Source organism: Streptomyces sp. NPDC028305, from assembly GCF_055569495.1.
The window spans coordinates 494,344-516,622 of record NZ_JBVHTN010000002.1 but is presented as its reverse complement, the minus strand read 5'-3'; the positions used below and the strand labels follow the sequence as shown (position 1 = coordinate 516,622).

Genomic DNA, 22,279 nt, shown 5'->3' with positions numbered 1-22,279 from the left:
CTCCTCACATCCACGCCGTCGAGCCGTCCGGGCGCACCGGTACTCTCCGCTTCCAGGTGACCCAGTCGTCGGTCCTGAGCGCGTCCTCGTCGATCTCGATGCCCCATCCGGGGCGGTCCGGGCGCAGTTCGAGGTGTCCGTCGACGGGGAGGTAGGGGTCGGGGCACCAGGACACGGTGTCCGGCTTGTACTCGAGGATGGCGAAGTTGGTCGTCGCGGCCGCGAAGTGCACATTCGCCGCGGTGGCGAGCGGACCGAGCGGGTTGTGCGGTGCGATCGGGACGTAGTGGGCGTCGGCGATGGCGGCGATCTTCATCATGTGGGTGAGGCCGCCGACGACGCAGATGTCGGGTTGCGCGATGTCGGCTCCGCCCGCGCCGAGCAGCGCCAGGAACTCGTGGGGCGAATAGAGGCACTCCCCCGTCGCCAGCGGTACCGCCATGTCGGAGCGGATCCTGGCCCAGGCGGGGATGTGCTCGGGGCGGATGGGCTCCTCGAGGAAGAGCGGCTGGTGGAGGGCGAGCGCGGCCCCGAGCTCGACGGCCTGCCGCGGCTCCCACAGACACGCGTGGGCGTCGAACGCGAACTCCCACTCCGCGGGGTGGCTCTCGCGCACCTCGCCGAAGTACTCGCCCAGCTCGCGGACGACCAGCCCGAACCGGGTGCGGTGCAGCTCCTTCCGGTAGGGGCTCAGTTTGAACGCCGTGAAGCCGAAGCGGTCGTGCAACGCCGCGGTGGTGTCGCGCAGTTCGCCGACGTCCGGCGCCGAGTAGAGCCCGGCGTAGACCCGTACCCGGTCGCGCACGGCGCCGCCGAGCAGCTGGTACACCGGTGCGCCCAGGGCCTTGGCCGCGATGTCCCACAGAGCGTGGTCGATGGCGGCGATGGCGGCCAGCCCCAGCGCGCCCTGGGGGAAGCGGCCGGACTGGAGGAGGAACTGGTTGACGCGGCTCGGGGACCGCGCGTCCATGCCCTTGATCTGCTCGAAGAGGTAGTCGAGCAGCGGTGGATAGGCCAGGTCGGGGCCGTGGTTGTAGACCTCCGACCAGCCGTGGATCCCGTCCTCGGTGCCGATCTTCACCAGCACCCTGGGCCGGTCGCCCACCCGCTGCCTGAAGGTCTCCAGTGACTCGATCCTCATGCCGCACGCTCCCCCGTCGCCTCGGGCACCGCGGAGCGCCAGTGCGCCATGGACTCGGTGACCTCGCGGGCGAGCTCCTCGGCCAGCGGGTGGCTGGGCGCACGGACGTCGCGCCGGCACAGCCCGAGCTGGTGCATGGCCTCCTTCACCACGGACACGTTGTTGGCCGAGGCGTCGCGGGCGCGCAGCTCCTCGAAGTGGCGGATCCGCCGCCAGACCCGTGCCGCGGCGACGTAGTCACCTCGCCGGAGCGCCTCCAGCATCTCCAGGGACACGGCCGGAGCGAGGTTGACCAGGCCGGAGGTGAAGGCCCGGGCCCCGGCCTGCCAGTAGGCGGGGGCGTAGGACTCCGCCAGGCCCGCGATCCACAACAGCCCGTCCTTCGCCTGGGCCTTGGTGGTGGCGAACACCACCGGATCGGGAACGGAGTACTTGAGCCCCACGACGTTCGGCGCCCGTTCCGCCAGGCGCGTGATGTGGGCGCCGGTGACCGCCCGCTTGGTGAGATAGGGCAGCACCCCGATGTCGGGTACGGCCGCCGCGACCGTGGCGTTGTACTCGACCCAGCCGTCCGCCGAGAGATACGGCAGGACGGGTTGGTGGATCATGACCGCGTCCGCGCCCGAGTCCCGGGCGAAGCGCGCGTCGGCGACGGCCGTCCCGAGGTCGAGCCCGACCCCGGCGATGACGGTCGTGGCGCTCTCGCGCGCCGACAGCACATACGTCAGCACATGGCGGCGCTCGTCCGGGGAGAGCGCGTAGAACTCGCCCGTGTTGCCATTGGGCGTCAGCACGGTGACTCCGTTGCGGATCAGCCGGGCCGTCAGCGCGGCGGTCAGGTCGCGGTCGACCGCGCCTTCCTCGTCGTAGGGGACGACAGGGATCCCGATGACCGTGCTCAGCCGCTCGACCAGGCGAGCCGGGTCCCAAGAGGCATTCACGAGGTGCTCCTTCCATGGTGTCCGGCGGACGCCGCGAGGGCGCCCCCCTCCGGCGCGACGGGCTTGATGCTCACCCAGAACAAATAGATCGCGGCGCTGACCAGGCAGCACACGGCCGCGCCGACCAGCGGGCCCACATACGAGCCGTTGCTGGTGGCCAGGAACAGCCCGATGGCGATGGGGCTGAGCAGATTGCCCACCTGGGAGCCGAAGTTCTGGAAGCCGGCCACCGCGCCGACGCGCTCCGACGAGCGCGCCACCTCGGCCGGCAGGCTCAGGATCGCCGCGCCGGCGAACGAGTGCGCCGAGCTGCTGATGGTGAGCACCACCATCAGCAGCAGATTGCTGTCGACGAACGGGGCGAAGCCGATGCAGGCGCTCAGGCCGAGCCCGGTGACGATCGGCACCTTGCGGGCCAGGTTCGGCGAGCGTCCGGACGCCAGCATCCGGTCGGACACGATGCCTCCGAGCACGGTGGAGCCGATCGCGATGAGCGACGGGATCCAGCCCACCATGCCGAAGTCCGCCTTGGAGAACCCGCGGTCGTCGAGCAGATAGCTGGGGTACCAGGTGAGGAAGAACGCCCCGGCGAGCGAGCGGAACACATAGCCGGTGGTCAGCGCCCACACCTGCGAGTCGCCCAGCAGCTCCCGCCACGGCACCTCGGCGTCGCCCGAGGCCGCGGCGTCCTTCGGGCCCTGATCGGACCGGATGTGCGCCAGTTCGGCCTCGGAAACCCGCGGGTGCTCCTCGGGATCGCGGTAGACGGCCAGCCAGCCCACCAGCCACAGCAGCCCGACGAGCCCGATGACGACGAAGGACAGCCGCCAGCCGCCGAACAGGGCCAGCGCCGTCACCACCGGGATCGACAGCGTCGTACCGATCTGCTGGCCCATGTCGAACAGGCTCGACGCGAAGGCCCGCTCCTTGCGCGGAAACCACCGCGAGACGACCTTGATGTTCGCCGGCTGCACCGGCGCCTCACCGATGCCGAGGCCGAGACGGAACACGATGACCGATCCGACGCCCCGCGCGAAGAACATCAGCGCGGTCCAGATCGACCACCAGCCGACCGCGATGGGGTAGATGACCCTCGGCCCGAACCGGTCGAGCAGCCAGCCGGAGGGAATCTGGAACAGCGCGTACGTCCAGAAGAACGCCGACAGCATCACGCCCTGCACCGCAGAGCTGATGTGGAACTCCTTCGACATATACGGCATGGCCACGCTCAGCGCGGCACGGTCGAGATAGGCGATCGTCAGTCCGAGCGCCGAGAAACCGACGATCGTCCACCGCATTCTGCTGCGCTGCCGGGCCGGTGATCTCCCGGTCTTGGACGTGGACAGGCTGGAAAGGGGCACCATCGCTCCCGAAGTTGGATAGGCTCCCCCAAGAGGGAGCATCGGAACTCTCTGACGCGGCCCGGGATCTTGGCGGTGAACGGGCCGCGTTTCTCATTCGTCAGTGCATCCGCGGCTGTTTTCTGATCAGTCCGCGTGGCTGCCCATCGAGGCGCCTGGCTTATGCCGCTAACGGATACCCGGGCTCGGGAAGCGGCCGGGCGGCCACGGCCGTGGCGCGCGCCGACGCATGAGGCGACCCCCATGAGCACACAACGGTCACTGTCCCCCCAATCCCGGCATAACGCGTCTCGTATATGACGTACGATGCATGACGCGATGAAGGTAGGAGGGGCGCAAGAGATTCGTCAACGCTTCTGACAAAACCCGGTCTTGGCGAGCCGCTCGACGTGGCCGGCCCGCCCGCCGGATCAGCGTGCGTCGCGCAGGCGCAGCTCAACGACCGCGGGGCCCACAGCCGTCGGCTCGGGAAGGCGCACCTCGAGACGTCCGGCAACCGCCGCCACCTCGACCGGCGTCCCGTCGGTCAGGCGGGCCGAGGAGAGGTCGAAGGCGTCGGCGTCGGCGCCGATCGCCACCGTTCCGCGCGCGTCGATCACCGCGTGCGTGAGATGTCCGGAGCGGGTCCAGCGCACCCACGGATCATCGCCGGGGCGCGCCAGGCCCTGCCCCAGGGGGGTGGTGCCGAAGACCGCCGGAGCGCCCGTGTCCATCCAGTCGGCCAGGTACTCCAGGGTCCTTCGCTGAAGCTCCGGGACGCGCCCCGCGGCGTCCGGGCCGACGTTGATCAGTAGGTTGCCGCCGCGGGAAACGGTGTCGAGCAGATGGCGGATCAGCCCGGGGCCGTCGAGGCTGACGGTGGCGTCCTCGGCCTGGTTGTAGCCGAAGGACAGGCCGATGCCCCGGGTGTTCTCCCACACTCCGGCGCTCTCGTTCTCCGTCCCGCTCTGGTACTCACTCGTGCGGAAGTCCCAGTGCGTCTCGCCCCACCGGTCGTTGACGACCCCTTCGGGGACCCGCTCGTAGTAGTGGGAGAACAGCCCGGCGAGCCCGTCGGGGCCGTCGTGTTTGCCCGCGTCCGGCCAGTCGATGTCGTTCCACAGCAGGTCCGGGCGGTAGCGGTCGACGAGATCCCGCACATGCCGGTAGGCGTAGGCGGCGTACGTGGCGTCGTTGGGCCGGTCCTCGAACACCGAGCGCTGGGTGTCATGCGGGGGAAAGTCGCTGACATGCCAGTCGAGGCCCCCGGAGTAGTAGACGCCGAACCGCATACCGGCCTTTCTCGCCGCCCGCTCGAACTCGGCGACGAGATCGCGCTTGGGGCCGCGGCGCACGGTGTTGCGGGTGCCGGTACCGGGGGCGTCCCACAGCGCGATGCCGTCGTGGTGCTTGGTCGTCGGGATGACATAGCGGGCGCCGGCCCGCCGGAAGAGCCCCACCATCTCCTCGGCGTCGAACGCCTGGGCCTGCCACATGTCGAGGAAGTCGTCGTAGGGCGCTCCCCCGTAGGTCTCGCGGTGGTGGCGCTGGGCCGGACTGCCGTCGAGACGGATGGTGTTGCCGTACCACTCCGCGTAGGCGCAGTGCCGGAACCACGCCGCCTCGTCGACCTCGCCGAGCTGGCCGACGGGCTCCGCCCAGGCGGGGACGGAGTAGGCACCCCAGTGCACGAAGATCCCCAACTTGGCATCGGTGTACCAGGCGGGCACCTGCCGCACGAAGCGGTCCCAGGGCGCGATACGGGGCGGCGAGGACTGAAAATCTGTCACGTTTCTCGGTTCCATTCGGTTGGCACGATCCTTTTGAAAGGACTCAGAGCCCTGCAAAGGTTCGACGCACCATCTTGACAGAGGTCAGTCACGACAATAGCTTCTCCCCGCCAAGGTCCTTCAAAACGTTTCAATTCACTGAAGGAGCAACCATGCGGCTCGGAAGTATCCACTGGGGCAGACGGATGGCCGCCGCGGCGCTGGGGGTGGCCGTCGTCGCCACCACGGCCGGGTGTGGCGGTGGAACCGGTGGCGATGACAAGGTCACACTGCACTTCACCTGGTGGGGAAACGCGGACCGGGCGGAGATCACCCAGAAAGTGATCGACCTGTTCGAGGCCGAAAACCCCAAAATCAAGATCGAGACCTCGTATTCCGAGTTCGACGCGTACTGGGAGAAGATGGCGACCCAGTTCGCCGGGGGTGGCGGCCCCGACATCCTGACGATGGATTACCGGTATATACGCGAGTACGCCGACCGTAATGTGCTCGCCGAGATCAACGGCGTGAACACCACGAAGATGAGCCCCAACCTGCTCAGCTCCGGCAGGATCGACGGCAGGACCTATGCGATCCCGGTGGGCCAGACCACCCAGGCGCTGCTGTACGACCCCAAGGTGTGGAAGTCGGCCGGCGAGCACGCCCCCGAGGACGGCTGGACCTGGTCCGACCTGGAGGCCGGCGCGGCCGAGGTGAGCGAGGCGAGCGGCGGCAAGGTGCGCGGGGTGACCAGCTTCGGGCAGATCGAGGACTGGTTCGAGGTGTGGCTGCGGCAGCAGGGGAAGACCCTCTACACCGACGACGGCAAGCTCGGCTACACCGCCGCCGACCTCGCCGCGTACTGGAAGCTGGCGGAGCGGCTCCGCACCTCGGGCGCCGCGACCCAGGCCGCCGAGACCACGAAGATGGACGGCTCACAGGCCAACTCGCCGCTGGTCAAGAAGACCTCCGCCGCCGAGTTCAACTACGACTCCGGCCTGACCGCCGCGTCCTGGGAGATCTACGGCCGGCCGCTCAAGCTGAGCACGTTTCCGTCGAGCGGCAGTGAACTGGGCCAGTACGCCAAGCCGTCCATGCTGATGTCGATCACCAGGCGGTCGAAACACCCCAAGGAGGCCGCGAAGTTCGTCGACTTCCTGCTCAATGACACCAAGGCCGGGACCATCCAGTCCACCTCGCGCGGCATGCCCGCCAACTCGGATGTGCGCGCCGCCGTCGGCAAGAGCCTGACCGGCCCGCCCCGCCTGGCCTATGACTTCGAGACCGCGCTGCTGCCGAAGCTGACCGCCGCCCCTCCCCCGCCGCCCAAGGGCGCGGGTGCCGTCAAGGCCGCCCTCCAGCGCGTCTACGACGACGTGATGTTCGAGCGCTCCACCCCGGAGAAGGCCGCCGGGGAATTCATCAAAGAAGCCGAGCAAGCCATCAACCGGTGACACCACGGCTTGCCGGGCCCGCCACCCGGGCCCGGCAAGCCCCATGGACACGCCAGGAGCACAAAGGAGCGCTAAGGAGTACTGCTGATGGCACAACAGGCCCTGAAGCGGGGGGCGGTGGCGGCCTCGGCCGCTCCGGGCCCCAGGGCGGCGAAGGCGCCGCCCGGCGGTGGCGGGCGGAGACACCGCTACGGCGAGCGGCCCGGCATCGCGTATCTCTTTCTCTCGCCCTGGGTGCTGGGCGCGCTGCTGCTCACCCTCGGCCCGATGCTCTACTCGCTCTATCTGTCGTTCACCGCATACGACCTGTTCACCTCGCCCCGCTGGATCGGCCTGGAGAACTACCGGCGGCTGTTCACCGATGACGACCGCTTTCTCACCTCGGTGTGGGTGACCCTGAAGTACGTCCTGATCGCCACCCCGCTCAAGCTCGGCGCCGCGCTCGGCGTCGCACTGCTGCTCAACCGGACCAGCCGGGCCCAGGGGTTCTACCGCGCCGCCTTCTACGCCCCGTCGCTGCTGGGCGCGAGCGTCGCGGTGGCCCTCGTCTGGCGGGTGATCTTCGACAACGGCGGCCCCGTCGACAAGGCGGCCTCGGCCTTCGGGCTGCACGCGGGCGGCTGGACGACGGATCCGCAGTACGCCCTGCTGGCCATCGTGCTGCTCACGGTGTGGCAGTTCGGCGCGCCGATGGTCATCTTCCTGGCCGGTCTGAAGCAGATCCCCCGCAGTCTCTACGACGCGGCGGCGGTGGACGGGGCGGGGTGGTGGCGCTCCTTCCGCTCCATCACCGTGCCGATGCTGTCACCGGTGATCCTGTTCAACCTGGTGCTCGAGACCATCCACTCGTTCCAGGCCTTCACCTCGGCGTTCGTGGTCAGCGGCGGGCGCGGGGGGCCCAGCGACTCGACCCTGTTCTACACGCTCTATCTGTACCAGTCCGGGTTTGTGGAGTACCGCATGGGTTACGCCTCGGCCATGGCCTGGCTGCTGCTGATCGCGATCGCCGTCGTCACCGCGGTCCTCTTCCGCACCTCTCGGGCCTGGGTCTTCTACTCCGGCGGGGAGGAGAGGTGAGCATGACGACCGCCCGCGCGCCGCGGGCCGCGAGGATCTGGCGCCGAACGCTCTGGCATCTGGTCTGCGCGGCGCTGCTGGCGCTGCTGCTGTATCCGGTGCTGTGGCTGATCTCGATGTCCTTCAAGCCGGCCGAGGAGATCGTCTCCAGCCTCGCCCTGCTGCCGAGGAAACTCGTCCTCGGCAACTACACCGAGGCGCTGAAGGGCTCGGGCGGGGTCAGCGTATGGACCTTCTTCGGCAACTCGCTCACCGTGGCGCTGCTGTGTGTGCTGGGAAACGTGATCTCCTGCGCGCTTGCCGCCTACGCCTTCGCCCGGATGCGGTTCCGGATGCGCGGGCCGCTGTTCGCCTTCATGATCGCGACGCTGATGCTGCCCGCACACGTGGTGCTCATCCCGCAGTACACCATCTTCAACCATCTGGGCCTGGTGAACACCTTCGTGCCGCTGGTGCTGCCGAAGTTCCTGGCCACCGACGCCTTCTTCGTGTTCCTGATGGTGCAGTTCATGCGCAATCTGCCGGACGAGCTCGGCCAGGCCGCGCGCATCGACGGCTGCGGCCCGATCCGCGCCTTCACCATGATCTTCCTGCCGCTGTCGAAGCCCGCCCTGGTCACCACAGCGATCTTCACCTTCATCTGGACCTGGAACGACTTCCTGTCCCAGCTGATCTACCTCAACGATCCGGACAAGTACACGCTGCCGCTCGCCCTGCGCCTGTTCATCGACCAGACCAGCGAGAGTTCCTACGGCCCGATGTTCGCCATGTCGGTGCTCACCCTGCTCCCCATCGGCCTGTTCTTCCTGGCCTTTCAGCGACTTCTGGTGGAGGGCGTCAGCACCTCCGGAATGGGCGGCGCATGAGCACATCGTCAACCCGGGCCACGGTGGACGGCCGGTTCGGGCTGTTCGCGGATGTGCTGCTGCTCGGGGTGTTCACCGCGGTGGCGTCGGTCGGCGTGATCACCGCGTTCCCCGCCTTCGCCGCGGCCTGCGCTCTGCTGCGGGAGCGGGTCGCGGGCGGGCCCGGGGTGGGGGTGCGCCCCTATCTGGTCCGCCTGGCCCAGGCGTTGCGCGCCGGACCGGCCGGCCTGCTGATCCCGCCTGCGGTCGCGGCGGTGCTGGCCGTGGACGCCCTGGCCATCGCGGCCGGGGCGCCCGGCCGTCCGGTGCTCGCCACGGCGCTGGCCGTCGCCCTGCTCGCCGCGGTGCTGCTCGGTCTGCGCGCCGCCGGTGGGTGGCGGCCCGGGCTGCGCTGGGGCGCCGTACTGCGTGGAGCCGCGCGCCAGGTCGGCCGCCGTGACCTGGGCGGCGACGCGCTGCTGCTGGTCGCGGTCGGCACCGCGGTCGCGGTGGTGACGCTGCTGCCGATCACGGCGCTGCTGCTCGCCGGGCCGCTGGCCGCCGCCACCGTCGCCGTCGACGCGAGGAGTGTCAGCGCAGTTCGAGCCGGATGGCGTCGTAGGCCGCCGTGTTGACCATCTCCGGACCGGTGTCCTCGTTGATCGTCAGCGTGATCTCGTTCTCGCCGCGCCGCAGCACCGCGGCGTCGAAGGAGAAGATCCGCCGGAAGTAGCCGCCGGAGCAACCGGATCGGTAGGTCGCGCCGCGGGAATCGTCCGGTTCGAACCTCCAGACCGTTTTCTCGTCATTGACGCTGATGGTGAGATGGGTGGGCCCGCTGGGCACACTGCGGGCGGTGTCCAGCGACCAGGCGGCCAGCGCCACCGTCAGCGTCGCGGTCCGCCCGGCGCGCGGCGCCTCGTCCAGGTCGAACAGGATCCGCCACGGCGCCTGCCGCACCCCGTCGATCTGCTGGAACTGCAGGTAGTTCCAGTCCCGCGCGGGCGAACTCCGGCCGACGCGATAGACCACGCCCTCCGGGAAGTCCTGCGGATAGAATGACCAGGTGCCCCACTGCTGATACTCCGGACCGCGGCGGTACTCCACCGATGTGCGGTCGGGCGTGCCGATCTGGAACACGGTGCGCCCGTGGCGCAGCGGCGTCCAGCGCAGCGTACCCAGCCGGACCGTGCCGCCACTGGGCACCACCACGTCGTCGCGCACATACTCGCCCCAGACCCCGGGCTTGTACACGGTCAGCCGATAGGTGCCGGGGCGCACATCGCGCAGGGTGAACCCGCCATCGGCATGGGTATCGGTCCAGTACGCGTAGCCGAGGGCGGTGCGTTGCATGTCCACCCCGTTGTCCGACAGCACCGCCACCGCACCGCGCAGCCGTGACTCGCCCTGCGCCACCACCCTGCCGTGCACGGTGGCGCGCTCGGTGGACGGTGTCCACCCGGGCAGCGCCACCCGGTCGTAGAACGCCGCGTGCGCCTTCTCGTCCGCGTACCGCAGTGCGTCGGCGCGCAGGGCGGCCGGGTCGTCGCCGGTGTTGAAGTGCACGTAGTACGGTCCGTACGTCTTCTGCCACTCCTGGCCCGCGGCCACCCGGACGGGCGGGAAGCCGTAGTGGGCGCCGTGCGGTTCGACCAGCAGCACCGGCCTGCTGTCGGTCTGGTGCAGGGTGAGGTCATGCCGGGTGGGTCCGCCGCTGAACGCGTCCCGGTGCGCGGTCACCGCCCAGATGCCGAACCCCTTGCCGTAGAGACCGTGCACGGCGTGGTCCTTGATGTAGGTGCCCCAGTCGTACTTGGTGTAGTAGCGCTTGGGGTACGCCGATCCGAGCCCCGCCAGGTCGTAGGTGGCGTCCATGACCACGGTGGCCGCCTTCAGCTCCTCCGGGGTCGGCATCCGGGCGGCGCTCTCGCGCCAGGCGACCCCGCCGATGCCGTCGTCCTCGACCGAGGCGTGGGTGAACAGCTCCTTGTCCAGGTAGAACACATAGCGGTGCTGCTCGGACGAGAAGCCGTGCAGCTCGGCGGTGTGGTGGAACGTGGTGGCCAGGTGGATGCCCGGCTCTCCGGCCCGGACGATGTGGTGCCGCTCCAGCCAGAACGGCCCCCCGTTGGTGGGGCTGTAGCGGAAGGCGATGTCGACGAAGTCCTCGCCCCGGCGGATCTCATAGGTGTTCTGCGGGGGCGGCAGCGGAAGCGGGTCGCCCACACGGGCGTTGTTCATGTCGAAGTTGCCGCGGCCACCGCTGCCGAGCAGTTCCTGGCCGAGATACTTGAGCGAAGTGGCACGGGCCGCGCTCACCTTGCTGACGGTGAGCTGGACCGGCCCGTTGTCGACGGTGATGTCGGTGTCGGTCTCGACCACGCCGAGCGCTTCATCCGCCATAGCGATGCCGTCGGTGATCCCGTTCCCCGCGATCGGCAGCGCGGCGCCGATCGCTGCCGCCACGCCGAACTGGTGAAATCGCCTGCGATCGAGCATGAACACTCCTTTGTGTTCCCGTGTCATCACAACAGGCCGACCACAAACGATACGCATGAAACGTTTCAATAGTTCGTTTCAATAACTTTAGGCGTGTTGGCCACGCCATGTCAATATCCCCGATATCCCGTCGGCTGCCGATTACTTCAGCTGGACCTCGTCATAGCGTCCCACCACGACTCTCGCCTGGTTCTCCAGGCTCTCCGAACCGGCCAGCCAGTAGTTTCCGTGCCCCTTGGTGTCGGTGGTCATCTGCTTGGCGCCGAAGATGGGGTCGTTCGGGGTGATGTACTGCGTCAGACCCTCGCGGTGGCCATGGGTGGGCGCCCCCAGCCTGGGGACGGGGTCGTCCTGCGCCCTCTGGTTCCACACATGCCCCGGGGGCACGTCCAGGTCCTCGGCCCGCCCCACCTGTACGCCGGGGCTGCCGCTGAACATCACGTCGTCCGCCTCCAGGGTGCCCTGTCGGGCGGCGGAGCCCACCAGCACGGACCCATAGCTGTGCGCCTGCACCGACAGATGGTCATCGGCCGACGGGTCATGGGACGTGTGCAGCCCCGCCAGGAAGTCGTTGAAATCCCCCGCCCCCCGGTCGGCGTATCTGTTCAGCGCGCCCTCCGGGAAGAGGTTCTGCGGAGCGTCGTAACCGTTCCAGGTGATCGTCGAGACCTTGGGCTCCCCCGGCATCGCACTGGCCGCCTGCCAGAGATTGGTGCCCGCGACCATGGGTGTGTAGAGGCCGCTGAGCCTGCTCTTGGTACCGCCGACCATCACGACGGTGTGATCGGCCGTGTCCGGATTGCCGTTCGCGATGATGGCGCGACCGTTGTTCTCCGGGTCGAAATCCAGCAGATACGCCGGCGGCAACCCGTCGCCGGTCGGTTTGTAATCGGCAGGCCTCTTGGTCGGGTACGGATCGACCTTTCCCGTGGAGTCGAAGCGCATCTGAATGCGCATCATTCCGTCGAGCGCCCCCTCCAGATGCTTCTTGCGGTTGTACCACTCGGTCCACTTCGGATTGGGGACCATGGACCGGCCGGCCAGGAGCTGCCTCGGCTTCGGCTCGGGCGGCAGATTGTCCAGCTCGGTCTGGTACTTCGCCCGCTGCTCGTTGAACCAGACGCGGTTCGCCTCGTCGCGGTCCTCGACGGGAAGGCCGTCCAGCTTGCCCACGCCCGCCGGATACAGGGAGATGTACTCCGTCTGCTCCTCTTTGGACAGGCTCTTCCACCAGGCCGCGTTGTCCTTCGGTGACTTGTCCTTCGGGATATCCCGCAGATAGTCGCCGACGGTCTTCTTGACCGCCCCGCGGTCCGCGTCGGCGTCGGTCCAGTCCTCCTTGGTGACCGACAGATCCGCCACCGTGATCAGTTTGCCCAGCGTCTTCGCGTACTTGCCGTCCGCCACGGCCGCGTCCTTCAGCGCGTCACCGATCCGGTCGGCGAACCCCTGCGCCTGTTCCTTGGGTGTCGTGATGACGAACGGTGTCCGGCCGTTCCCCGCCGGCTCGTACTCCTGGCCCGGCAGCAGCACCAGCGGGGGCGTGTACTGCACCGAACCGTCTTCCTTGACGGTCATCCCCGCATCCAGGGCGTCCTGTACGGCGTTGTGCAACTTCGTCTTCGCCGCCCGCAACTCCGCCGCCAGCCCGTTCAGGGCCGTGAGCACCAGCGCGCACTCCACCTGCATGTAGTGGAAGTTCTCGCTCAGCCGCTCCAGCCGGCCCAGCGCCGAGCCGACGCCCTGGCCCTTCAGGGCCCCGCGGAGCTTCGCGTTGATCTCATTGTCCAGCCGGTCCTTGGACGCGCTCGCATTGCTGCTGACCTTGTGCCAGCCGTCCGCCGCCTCCTCGAACTGGGCCGGGTCGAGCGCCCTCAACTGCGCGAAAGTCACCATGACGCCCGTCACCAACTCCCCGTAGAGCCGCCCCGCGGGGAAAGCGGCTTCGTACGCCAGGCCAATCCCGAGTCCCCCAACACCACATTCCTCCACCCGCTGTGCCATGTTCCGCACGGCCGATCAAGGAAGGAAGGTAACAGAGCGAGGGGCCGATCCGCCGTGGTCCGCTTCGAGCAGCTGATCGACGCACCGCGCACACGAACGAGGCATGCCGGATCCGGACGCCGTCTGATTCATGTGTGAATCGCCTCCGACAAGCGGATCGTGCCTCTACGCTAATCGCTCGCGACGATGGGTATGCCGAATAGGCGCGATACCAGGGGGCGCGCTTGTCGGGTGCGAGGGGGGACGCACGTGTCGGAGCGATTTCCGGAAAGCCGGGCCCGGCGCCGGGTACTGGGGGAGATGGTGAATGTCTTGGGAGCCTCAGCGGCGCTGGCCGATGCCCGGGGGCGGCACCAATGGCGGCGAGAGCTGTCCGAGGCGTTGGACGGACTGGAACTGGAGCCGTATCCAACCCCCCATCAGGAGTTCTTCGAGGCGGTGCGCGCCTGCGGCGACCTTCCGGGAGGCATGGAGGCGCTCTTGGAGATCACCGGGTTTGTGGCCCCGGCGCTCACCCACCGGCTGCGGCCCCTGCTCGACGAGTGGAACGCGGCCGATCTGTACCGGGGGCGTGACTGGTCGGCGCTGCGGCAGGCGCTCGACGTCGGAATCCCCGAGCTGCACGCGATCGTCGCCGAGGTATGCGGGGACCGGTTTCGTCTCCCCGCCCACTGCACCACCGCCTGGCACACCTTCCTCCATCTGGCCTGCCGCAACACCCGGCCCGGAGGCCTGCCGCCCAGTATGGAGCTGCTGGAGCGGCTCGCCCTCTGCGCCGACCTGGCCTCCTCGGTGGGCGAGTTGTACGCCTGGAATGATCACTTCGCCCATGAATGGGGGGTCGCGGACGACGACGAAGGGCTGATCGCGACGCGCGCGGGCCTGGCCGGCGGCCGTACCGGCGATGTCCTGCCCCGGGTCGGCCGAAGCACGGTCGACGGGCCCGATGCCGAGCCGGAGCGCCCGGTGATCAAGCTGTTCGTCAAGGTGGCGCCGGATCTGACCCCGGTGGACGCCAAGGGCAGAAGACAGGGGCGCAGAGAGGCGCGTTACCGGCTGGCGGCCCGGGTGCGCTACGCCGAGTCCTCCTGGCTGCACCAGGAGCCGGAGGGCGACCCCCGCGAGCTGGTGACGCGCAGCAGGGTCCCCGTCGCCGTCGCGGAGCTGCTGACCCGGATGGCGGAGCTGTGGCAGTCGCGCTCCGAGGAAGTGGTGTTGGAGTTCTTTTTACCCACCGAGCTGCTGAACGAGCCCGTGGAGTGGTGGAATCGGAACCCACAACTAGGCTATGCGAACCCGATCTTGAGCAAGTATCACGAGATATTCATCCACAGTTTGGAGCGAGTGCAGCGACGCGAGCTCCATCATGCCTGGCGCATGCGCTGGGCCCGGTGGAAGAGTCGGCCCGGCCAGGCAGACGTCCACTGGTGCGACGCCGAGGGGCGCTCGTCCGACGAGCACCTGGCTCTGCTGGACGCGCAGATCGGGCGACGGGACGAGGTGGTGGCGATGGTGCTCAGCGAGCCACCGAGGCCCAGGAGCGGGGTGGGGCTGCGCGAGCTGCGGCTGGGGCTCGACCTCGGGGTTCCCGTGCTGATCCACCACCGTGAGGACAGCGCGTCGGAGACCTTCCGCAGCGTCGTGCGTGAAGGACTGGCCGAGGACGGTCTGTCAAAGCTTCCCGAGCGTACGAGACAGTGGAAGAGCGACTGCGCCGCAGGCGGAATCGGTTCGCGGGAAGACCCGGTCAGGGATCTCAGCGTGATCTGGGACAACCCCGAACTGCTCCTCGACGGTGGGCCGTGTGCTCCCGCCACCTTCGTAGGGGGGATCGATTGAACACGCCCGAGAGCAGCAGCGGAGGGGCGGAGGTTCCGGCCGCGACGAGCGCACTCCCGTACCAGGGGACGGGCGCGGTGCCGCCCGATGCCCCGTACGAGGAACGCCAGTGGCCGGAGGGGCCGCGCTGGCGGACCTTCGTCGGCGGCCCCTGTCTGCCGCAGCCGCCCGACGACGACGAGGCCGACCGGCGGCTGGGCCCGGACGGCGCAGTGCGCAGCCCGTCGGCGGAGGAGGTCCGCCTGGTCAACGCCGCGATCCTGCTGCGGCGTCCGCTGCTCGTCACCGGCCGGCCCGGTGTCGGCAAGTCCACCCTGGCCTATCGCATCGCCCGTGAGCTGAGGCTGGGCCGGGTGCTCCAGTGGCCGGTCACCTCCCGGACGACCCTGGCCTCGGGGCTGTTCGAATACGATGTGATCGGGCGCGCCCAGGCCGGCCAGGCCTGGTACGCGGCACGGCAGCACAGCCGTCCGGCGGACGGCTCCGACGAGGGGTCCACGGCCTCATGCGGCGAGGACCGCGTGGACATCGGCGAGTTCATCCAGATCGGCCCGCTCGGCACCGCGCTGCTCCCCCATCGATTACCGCGGGTCCTGCTCATCGACGAACTCGACAAGGGCGACGCCGACCTCCCGAACGACCTGCTCACGCTCTTCGAGGACGGCTGGTACACCGTGCCACCACTCGTGCGGGTGAAGCGCCGGTCCCCCGAAGTGACCGTCCACACCGCGGATCCGGGCAGAACCGCACCCATCGTGGACGGTATTGTCACAGCGCGGTCATTCCCCATCGTCATCATGACCTCCAACGGGGAGCGCGAGTTCCCGGAGGCGTTTATGCGCCGCTGTCTCCGATTCGATATACCGGACCCTGGCCCGGAGGCACTGGGCGAGCTGGTCGCCGCTCACTTCGCAGACCAGTTGGGGGACATGCACGACAGGCTGGTCCGGGACTTCATGACGCGCAGCGAGCAGGTGCACGGCCTGGCGGCCGACCAGTTGCTGAACGCCGCCCATCTGGCGACCTCCGGCGCGTATACGCCTGCCGAGGGTGACGGCGCCGAGTGGCAGGCCCTCCTCGGCGCGATCTGGCATCCCCTGAGTACGGACGTACGCGCCGACGGGGCGGAACCGAGTGCCTGAACGTCCGTCGGTTCCCGAGGGATCCGGGGCGGATGGCGCGGCCGAGGGCCCTGCCACCTCCCCGGACCACGGACGTCTGCACGTCGGCGGGTTGCGGTGGTGGGAGGTGGCGGACGCGCTGTGGCTGGCCCGTCACCACCCGGAGCTGGCCGGGCCGCGGCAACCCGATGTCTCCCCGGAATCCGCCGAGTCACCGTCCGAGGAGTCACCGACCGGCGAGTTACCCACTCCCGGGGAGCAGCGGGCCGCCGCGCCGCAACCGGAGCCCTCGGTCCCGGAGCCGGACGCCGCGCCGTCGGCCCCGGCGGGTACGGCGTCGCCGACGGCCGACGGCGGCGAAGCACACGAACACCCGTTACCGGACCGCCTCCCACCGCCCGGGCCGCCGCGAACCCCCGCGGTCCGGACCCATGACCACGCCGCCAGGCGTCGGCCCTCGCCCCGGGCCAGGGTGGCGGACGACCTCCACACGGCCCGGGTGGGAGACGCGTTACGCCCCCTCCGCGAGCGGATCCGTTCGGCGCGCCTCCAGGAGCTGGACGAGGAGGCGACCGCCGAGCGGCTGGCCGAGGCCCCCGGGCTGCCCCCAGCGATGGGCCCGGGCAGCGAGCGCCGCTGGGACGCGGTGCTGGTGGTGGACGCGGGCCCGCATATGACGCTCTGGGCCGCACTGGCCCGGCGCTTCATGGCGACGCTGCGCCGCCACGGCGGCTTCCGCGATCTGCGGCTGCGCTTCCTGGACACCCACTCCGACCACCCGGGCGGGGTCTCTCTGCGCGGCCCGAACCGCCGGTCGAGACCCCAGCCGCCGAGGAGTCTGGCCGATCCCACCGGGCGCCGGATCGTGCTCGTCCTCACCGACGGCCTCGGCCCCGCCTGGCGCGCGGGTGCCGTGCAGGAGGCGCTGGCCGTATGGGGCCGGCATCAGCCCGTGGCCGTACTCCAGACGCTGCCGCAGCGGTTGTGGCACCGCACGGCCCTCGACCCGCGGCGGGTCCGGCTGCGCGCCTCCGGCCCCTGGGCCGGGAGCGCCCGGGTGGACTGGGAGTTCACCGAGCCCTCCATCGCGGCACCCGCCGCGGAGGCGAGCGGCCGTCGGCGCCCGGTCCCCGTGCCCGTCCTGGAGGTCGCCGACGAGTGGATCGCCCCCTGGGCCCGCTTCATCGCCGGTGACGGGCCGCGCTGGACCGAGGTGGCGGCCCTCCTCGTGCCCCCGTGCCGGCCCGATCCCCCCGCCCCATGGCCGGAGCGACCCAGGACCGCCGGCGGCGCCGCGGAGCGCGTCGCGCGCTTCCGGGTGTGGGCCTCGCCGGAGGCGTTCTCCCTCGCCACCCGGCTGGCCGCGGTCCCGCTCGACCTTCCCGTCATGTACGCCGTTCAGCGCCGCACCCTGCCCCGAACGGGCCCGGCCCATCTGGCTGAATTCTTTATGAGCGATCTCGTCGAGCCCATGCCGGCGAGCGGCGGGAACTCCTTTCTCTTCGGCCGTGGAGTGCGCGAGGAACTGCTCGCCTCCAGCACCCGGCAGGCGACGGAAATGGCGTCCAGGATCGCCGCGGAGGTCCTGGCGCCGCACAGCGGCGCGGCTCGTGAGCTGCTCATCCACCTCAGCGGCGGGGAGGTTCCGAGAGAGCCCGAGGTCACCGGGGAGAACCTGCGCTTCCGGGAAATCGAGCACACCGTCCTGGAGGCCCTGTCCGGGCCCCATTTGCGCCGCGCCCGGCGCATTCAGCGAGTCATCCGCACCGGCCGCACGTCATCGGATCAGAAGATTGACCCAACGGCGCGCGAAGAGAGCAACCCCGCCGCACACAACGAAAGCCCTGCCACAGTGAATATTCCAGGAATGCCCGAGACGCCCGTCCCCTCGCAGCAGGGAGGTGTGGGCGGCGAAGGCGCACTTCGAGGAGGTACGATTTTGACCGCGGTTTCCCAGGGGGCGACGACGCCGGAATCGGGCGCGCCGCTCGATCGAGGCTCTTCCGGGCCGTCGACGCGGCCCGCCATTTGGGGAAACATGCCGCCGCGGAACCTTGTCTTCACCGGGCGCGAGGAATTGCTCGAGCGCTTGGAACGTGACCTCGGTGACGGCCCGACCGCGGTGCTTCCGCACGCGCTGCACGGCATGGGCGGTGTCGGAAAGTCCCAACTGGCCCTGGAATATGTATATCGACACGCCTCACGGTACGACGTCGTCTGGTGGATTCCGGCCGAGCGGCCCACCCAGATCGCCCAGGCACTGGTGGAACTCGCCCAGCGGCTGCGCCTGCCGGTGACCAGCGAGGCCATTACCGCGGTGCCCGCGGTCCTGGAGGCGCTGCGCACCGGAAACCCCTATGGCAACTGGCTGCTGGTGTTCGACAACGCGGAAAGTCCCGAATCAGTGCAGGAATTCTTCCCGAGCAGCCCGGAGGGCGGCCCCTCCGGATCTATTCTGGTCACCTCCCGGAATCCGCAGTGGAACACGCTGGCCCATCCGCTGGAGGTGGATGTGTTCGAACGCTCCGAGAGCATTCAGCTCCTCCAGCGCCGCAACCCCGACCTCCCCGAGGAGGAGGCGGACCAGCTCGCGGAGGTGCTCGGCGATCTGCCGCTGGCGGTCGAGCAGGCGTCGGCCTGGCGGGCCGAGACCGGCATGCCGGCGGCGGAGTATCTGCGGCTGTTCGAGGAGAAGCGGGCCGAGCTGATGTCGGTGTCGCCGCCGACCCAGTACGAACAGACGGTGGCCACCGCCTGGAATGTCTCGCTGGACCACCTGGCGAGCAAGAACCCGGCTGCGCTGCAACTTCTCCAGATCTGCGCCTACTTCGCCTCCGAGCCGGTGGCCCGGTCGCTGTTCTCCGGCGCCGCCGTCGAGCCCATCGCCCCGGACCTGGACCGGGCGCTGACCGACCCGCTACGGCTGGGCCGCGCCATCCGGGAGATCAACCGCTACTCCCTGGCCAAGATCGACCACCGCAACAACTCCATCCAGATGCACCGTCTGGTGCAGGCCGTGCTGATCGCCCGGATGACCGAGGAGCAGCGCGAGCGCATGCGGCAGGGCGCGCATATGCTGCTGGCCGCCAACGCCCCCCGCGATCCCCGCGACCCCGAGCACTGGGGGCGGTTCGCCGACCTCTATCCGCATGTGGTGGTCTCGAAGGCCGTCGAGTCGGACTCCCGCAACGCGCGGCAGATGATCATCAATCTCGCGCAGTACCTCTACTTCTGGGGCGACCACGAGGCCGCGCGCGACTTCGGCCAGCAGGCGTACGACGTCTGGAAGGACAAGTACGGGGAGGGCGACCAGCACACCCTGCTGCTCTGCCGGGATCTGTGGTTCGTGCTGTGGCGGATGGGCCGCTACCAGGAGGCCGCGGCACTGAGCGAGCGCATGCGGGCAGAGGTGCGGGGCCTCGGTCCCGACGCGGAGGAGGAACTGCTCTCCATCCTCGGTCAGGTGGCCGCCGACCGCCGAGCCCGGGGCGACTTCCGGGGATCGTTGGAGATCGCCGAGGAGGTGTACGAGCGGGCCGTGCGGGCGTACGGCGACGAGGACCCGCTGACGCTGATCCACTCCCACAACCTGGCCGTCGCCCTGCGGACTTCCGGCCAATTCCTACGCGCCCGGGAGGTCGACCAGGAGACCTATCGGCGCACCATGCTGCTCTACGGGGAGGAGGCCTACGACAGCCTGCTCTCGGAGATGGGGCTGGCGGTCGACCGTCGGGAAGCGGGCGAATACGCCCTGTCAGCACGGATGTTCGAGGAACTGGTCGACAAGTTCCGCAGGGTCTTCGGCGAGATGAACCCGAACACCCTGCGCACCGTGGGGCGGCTGGCGGTGTCCCGGCGGAAGGCGGGAGACCACCCCGGAGCGCTCGAGCTCAGCAGGCCCGTTCGCAAGGCCCTCACCGAGCGATACGGCGTACGGAGTCCGGATTCCCTGATCGCCTCCCTCAACCTCTCCGTCGATCTGCGACAGTCCGGTGTCCTCGACGAGGCCATGCGGCTGGGGCAGTCGACCAGAGAACGGTACGAAGAGGTCTTCGGAGAGGACCACCCGGACACCGCGGCGGCCGATGTGGACCTGGCCATCACGCTGCGGCTGCTCAACGAGGTCGATACCGCTCGTGCCCTCAACGAATCGGCGCTCAGGCGGGCCCGCGAGGCCCTTGGCGACACTCACCCCTATGTGTTGATCGCCTCCGCCAACCTGGCCAGTGACATGTTCGCGCAGGGCGACGCCGTCGCGGCCGCCGAACTCGACCGCGCCAACCTCGAAGTGATCAAGAGCACCCTGGGCGCGACGCACCCGACGGCGCTGGTCGTGATGGGCAACCTGGCCTGTGACCTCAGAGCGCTGCGCCAGACCGACGAGGCCGAGACTCTGCACGCCACGGCGGTCAAGGAGCTCCAGGCCAAACTCGGCGAAGGCCACCCCGCCTGTGTCGACGCGGCGGCTTGGCGGCGTGCCAACTGCGATGCCGACCCCATGCCGCTCTGACGGCGCCGGGGGCGGGCCGGGGGTCGGTGTCAGGCCGACTCCCCAGCCGTACGCCCGACCCATGCGGCGACCGCGACGGGATCGGCGGGCTCTCCTGTAGCCTCCCCGATCGCCCGGTGCACCGCGCGGACCAGTTCCGGGCACCGGAGCAGCGCCCGGCCGGCCGCCCGGTGCCCACCGGAGACCCCGAGGGCGAGGCGAAGGCCCGCCCAGGCGCCGGCGGTGGAGGGGAAGCCCACCCCACCGCCCGGCGCCGGGCCCGACCCTGCGCTGATCTCCCGTTCATACAGCTCCCACGCCGCCGTGACCTGACCGGAGACGAGGAGAAGGTCGGCGGGCCTGGCGCCCTCGACCGTCGAGGCGAGGCGTTCGGGAGTTGCTCGGAGCTTCGCCAGCGCCGGTTCCATCAGCCGCATCCGCGCGAGGACGGCCCGGGCGTCCAGGTTTCTGGCAGTGGGGTCCGGCACCAGGCGGGGTGCCGGGCAGCCGTGCCGTGGAAGCGGACGGCCGGTGCGGCCGGCCGTGATCCAGTCGTGGGCCATCTCCGCCACCAGCGAGGGATCCGGTGCGAGATGGTGCAACCGCCAGCTCACGGCGTGGTCGTCGGCCGCCCGCTCAGCCGCGGTGAGAAGCAATGTGGGGACGGAGGCATCGGTCCAGTCCGACACGGTTTCGGTCAGCTGCCCCAGCAGTCGGCGGCCGAGCCGGGTCAGCTCCGGGTCCTCACCCAGTGGGGGCAACACCCGCAGCAGCTGGTTCCTGCGCAGGGCGAACTCGAAATGGGCCAGCGCCGCTTCGTCCGGCGGCGCAGCACCACTGAGCACATACCCGCGCCAGAACCGGGCCACGGCGGTGAACGCGTAGACCCCGTGCAGCATCCCGCTCAGCGGCCGCGGATCGTCCCGCCAGGGCGCGTACAGCCGCGCCTGGTTCTCCTGTGTGTGCAGGGAGTACATGTGCATCAGGGCGCTGAGTTTGCTGTGCTGGACCTCATGGGTGAGGATCGCCGCGAATTGAGGCACGGCGGCGGGCTCCGACCCCGTCGGTGCGGAGGCGGCCAGACCGCCCATGCCGTCCCGCATGGTGGCGCTGTGCCAGCGGAAGGGCGTCGACGGGGGCAGCGGTTCGATGGAGCGGAGGCAGGCGGCGACATCCTCGGCCGCCTGCGGATCGGCGCGCCGCAACAGCGGCCAGGCGCGTCCGAGCAGTTCGGCCCAGCGGTCGGCCTGCTCGCCCGAGGATGACGGGAGCCGACCGGCGGGGGCCGCGGACAGGATGCGATACGGACCGAGGTCGTTGAGCTGGAGGTCCTTCGGTCCTTCGGGAAGTTCGAGTACGAGCCTGGTCGGTGGCTGCCATCCGGGGGTGTCCGCCCGGCTGGGAAACGGCACATGGAGCGTTTCGCCGCCGTGGCCGAGGGTGAGCGCGTCACCGTCGAACTCCGCCCGCACGGCCCCCGGGCCTGCCGCGCCGGGCAGGGTGGCAAGTCCCAGCGAGGGAAGCCAGACGGTCCCCGCGCGCGAGGGGAGGCGGAGGGAGAAGGGCAGGCCGGTCCGAATGCCGCAGGCCGCGGCGATGAGGTGCAGCTGCCCGGTGTCCAGCCACAGAGGCGGATCGGCGTCCGACGGGGCCAGGGCCTCATGTAATCGGCGCAGCGTGTGCTGAAGCCAGACGCCGGTTTCCGGCAGCAGCAATAGGTCGTCGGTCACCGCGCGGCTCTGTCGCTCTGACGCGCTGAG

The 22,279-nt window shown here is 69.7% G+C and carries 14 protein-coding genes; 7 read left to right on the top strand and 7 right to left on the bottom strand.

What is annotated here, in order from left to right; all coding sequences use genetic code 11:
* Positions 1 to 4: 4 nt before the first annotated feature.
* The 4 genes from ACZ4WQ_RS08950 to ACZ4WQ_RS08935 all read right to left on the bottom strand — a co-directional run bounded on the left by ACZ4WQ_RS08950 (position 5) and on the right by ACZ4WQ_RS08935 (position 5,212).
* Positions 5 to 1,141 carry a mandelate racemase/muconate lactonizing enzyme family protein gene (locus ACZ4WQ_RS08950; RefSeq protein WP_398374338.1) on the bottom strand — a complete coding sequence of 379 codons (1,137 nt, stop codon included), beginning with the start codon at positions 1,139 to 1,141 and terminating at the stop codon, positions 5 to 7.
* Positions 1,138 to 2,082 carry a dihydrodipicolinate synthase family protein gene (locus ACZ4WQ_RS08945; RefSeq protein WP_398374337.1) on the bottom strand — a complete coding sequence of 315 codons (945 nt, stop codon included), beginning with the start codon at positions 2,080 to 2,082 and terminating at the stop codon, positions 1,138 to 1,140. The genes ACZ4WQ_RS08950 and ACZ4WQ_RS08945 overlap by 4 nt, the downstream gene beginning before the upstream one ends.
* A complete protein-coding gene (locus ACZ4WQ_RS08940; RefSeq protein ID WP_311722235.1) occupies positions 2,079 to 3,380 on the bottom strand; it encodes an MFS transporter in 1,302 nt (433 codons plus the stop codon). Before ACZ4WQ_RS08940 ends, ACZ4WQ_RS08945 begins: the two co-directional genes overlap by 4 nt.
* A gap of 473 nt (positions 3,381 to 3,853) precedes the next feature.
* Entirely contained in the window at positions 3,854 to 5,212 is a 1,359-nt protein-coding gene (locus tag ACZ4WQ_RS08935; RefSeq protein WP_398374336.1) for an alpha-L-fucosidase, read from the bottom strand.
* A gap of 152 nt (positions 5,213 to 5,364) precedes the next feature.
* Between ACZ4WQ_RS08935 and ACZ4WQ_RS08930 the strand changes: the two genes are divergently transcribed.
* From ACZ4WQ_RS08930 to ACZ4WQ_RS08915, 4 genes are all read left to right on the top strand, one after another.
* On the top strand, positions 5,365 to 6,645 hold the full coding sequence (locus ACZ4WQ_RS08930; protein WP_398374335.1) for an ABC transporter substrate-binding protein: 1,281 nt from the start codon (positions 5,365 to 5,367) through the stop codon (positions 6,643 to 6,645).
* 87 nt (positions 6,646 to 6,732) lie between these two features.
* Positions 6,733 to 7,722 carry a carbohydrate ABC transporter permease gene (locus ACZ4WQ_RS08925; RefSeq protein WP_311722232.1) on the top strand — a complete coding sequence of 330 codons (990 nt, stop codon included), beginning with the start codon at positions 6,733 to 6,735 and terminating at the stop codon, positions 7,720 to 7,722.
* A 2-nt stretch (positions 7,723 to 7,724) separates the two neighbouring features.
* Positions 7,725 to 8,588, top strand: a complete 864-nt coding sequence (locus ACZ4WQ_RS08920; RefSeq protein WP_311722230.1) for a carbohydrate ABC transporter permease — start codon at positions 7,725 to 7,727, stop codon at positions 8,586 to 8,588.
* The gene (locus ACZ4WQ_RS08915; RefSeq protein ID WP_385337669.1) at positions 8,585 to 9,202 is read left to right on the top strand and encodes a hypothetical protein; all 618 of its coding nucleotides are present in this window, start codon (positions 8,585 to 8,587) and stop codon (positions 9,200 to 9,202) included. Before ACZ4WQ_RS08920 ends, ACZ4WQ_RS08915 begins: the two co-directional genes overlap by 4 nt.
* Here the strand turns inward: ACZ4WQ_RS08915 and ACZ4WQ_RS08910 are convergent.
* On the bottom strand, positions 9,159 to 11,066 hold the full coding sequence (locus tag ACZ4WQ_RS08910) for a polysaccharide lyase family protein (protein WP_385337671.1): 1,908 nt from the start codon (positions 11,064 to 11,066) through the stop codon (positions 9,159 to 9,161). The genes ACZ4WQ_RS08915 and ACZ4WQ_RS08910 overlap by 44 nt on opposite strands.
* Positions 11,067 to 11,207: 141 nt before the next feature.
* Positions 11,208 to 12,962 carry an alpha/beta hydrolase gene (locus ACZ4WQ_RS08905; protein WP_398374334.1) on the bottom strand — a complete coding sequence of 585 codons (1,755 nt, stop codon included), beginning with the start codon at positions 12,960 to 12,962 and terminating at the stop codon, positions 11,208 to 11,210.
* Between the two features lie 411 nt (positions 12,963 to 13,373).
* Here ACZ4WQ_RS08905 and ACZ4WQ_RS08900 point away from each other — a divergent pair, with 411 nt between their 5' ends.
* The 3 genes from ACZ4WQ_RS08900 to fxsT are packed head-to-tail and all read left to right on the top strand — an operon-like array spanning position 13,374 to position 20,540.
* Complete coding sequence (locus tag ACZ4WQ_RS08900; RefSeq protein ID WP_398374445.1) at positions 13,374 to 14,909, top strand: VMAP-C domain-containing protein; 1,536 nt, start codon at positions 13,374 to 13,376, stop codon at positions 14,907 to 14,909.
* A complete protein-coding gene (locus tag ACZ4WQ_RS08895; protein WP_398374333.1) occupies positions 14,906 to 16,051 on the top strand; it encodes an AAA family ATPase in 1,146 nt (381 codons plus the stop codon). Before ACZ4WQ_RS08900 ends, ACZ4WQ_RS08895 begins: the two co-directional genes overlap by 4 nt.
* Positions 16,044 to 20,540, top strand: a complete 4,497-nt coding sequence (fxsT, locus tag ACZ4WQ_RS08890; RefSeq protein WP_398374332.1) for an FxSxx-COOH system tetratricopeptide repeat protein — start codon at positions 16,044 to 16,046, stop codon at positions 20,538 to 20,540. The genes ACZ4WQ_RS08895 and fxsT overlap by 8 nt, the downstream gene beginning before the upstream one ends.
* A 29-nt stretch (positions 20,541 to 20,569) precedes the next feature.
* On the opposite strand, the gene ACZ4WQ_RS08885 is transcribed toward fxsT, so the two are convergent.
* Entirely contained in the window at positions 20,570 to 22,249 is a 1,680-nt protein-coding gene (locus ACZ4WQ_RS08885; RefSeq protein WP_398374331.1) for an HEXXH motif domain-containing protein, read from the bottom strand.
* Positions 22,250 to 22,279 lie beyond the last annotated feature (30 nt).

What these genes read in the sequence shown, in the direction of transcription:
- ACZ4WQ_RS08910 (WP_385337671.1), bottom strand. Translation starts at nt 11,066, where the DNA reads ATGCTCGATCGCAGGCGATTTCACCAGTTCGGCGTGGCGGCAGCGATC.
- ACZ4WQ_RS08915 (WP_385337669.1), top strand. Translation starts at nt 8,585, where the DNA reads ATGAGCACATCGTCAACCCGGGCCACGGTGGACGGCCGGTTCGGGCTG.
- ACZ4WQ_RS08905 (WP_398374334.1), bottom strand. Translation starts at nt 12,962, where the DNA reads ATGGTGACTTTCGCGCAGTTGAGGGCGCTCGACCCGGCCCAGTTCGAG.
- ACZ4WQ_RS08920 (WP_311722230.1), top strand. Translation starts at nt 7,725, where the DNA reads ATGACGACCGCCCGCGCGCCGCGGGCCGCGAGGATCTGGCGCCGAACG.
- ACZ4WQ_RS08925 (WP_311722232.1), top strand. Translation starts at nt 6,733, where the DNA reads ATGGCACAACAGGCCCTGAAGCGGGGGGCGGTGGCGGCCTCGGCCGCT.
- ACZ4WQ_RS08930 (WP_398374335.1), top strand. Translation starts at nt 5,365, where the DNA reads ATGCGGCTCGGAAGTATCCACTGGGGCAGACGGATGGCCGCCGCGGCG.
- ACZ4WQ_RS08940 (WP_311722235.1), bottom strand. Translation starts at nt 3,380, where the DNA reads ATGCGGTGGACGATCGTCGGTTTCTCGGCGCTCGGACTGACGATCGCC.
- ACZ4WQ_RS08950 (WP_398374338.1), bottom strand. Translation starts at nt 1,141, where the DNA reads ATGAGGATCGAGTCACTGGAGACCTTCAGGCAGCGGGTGGGCGACCGG.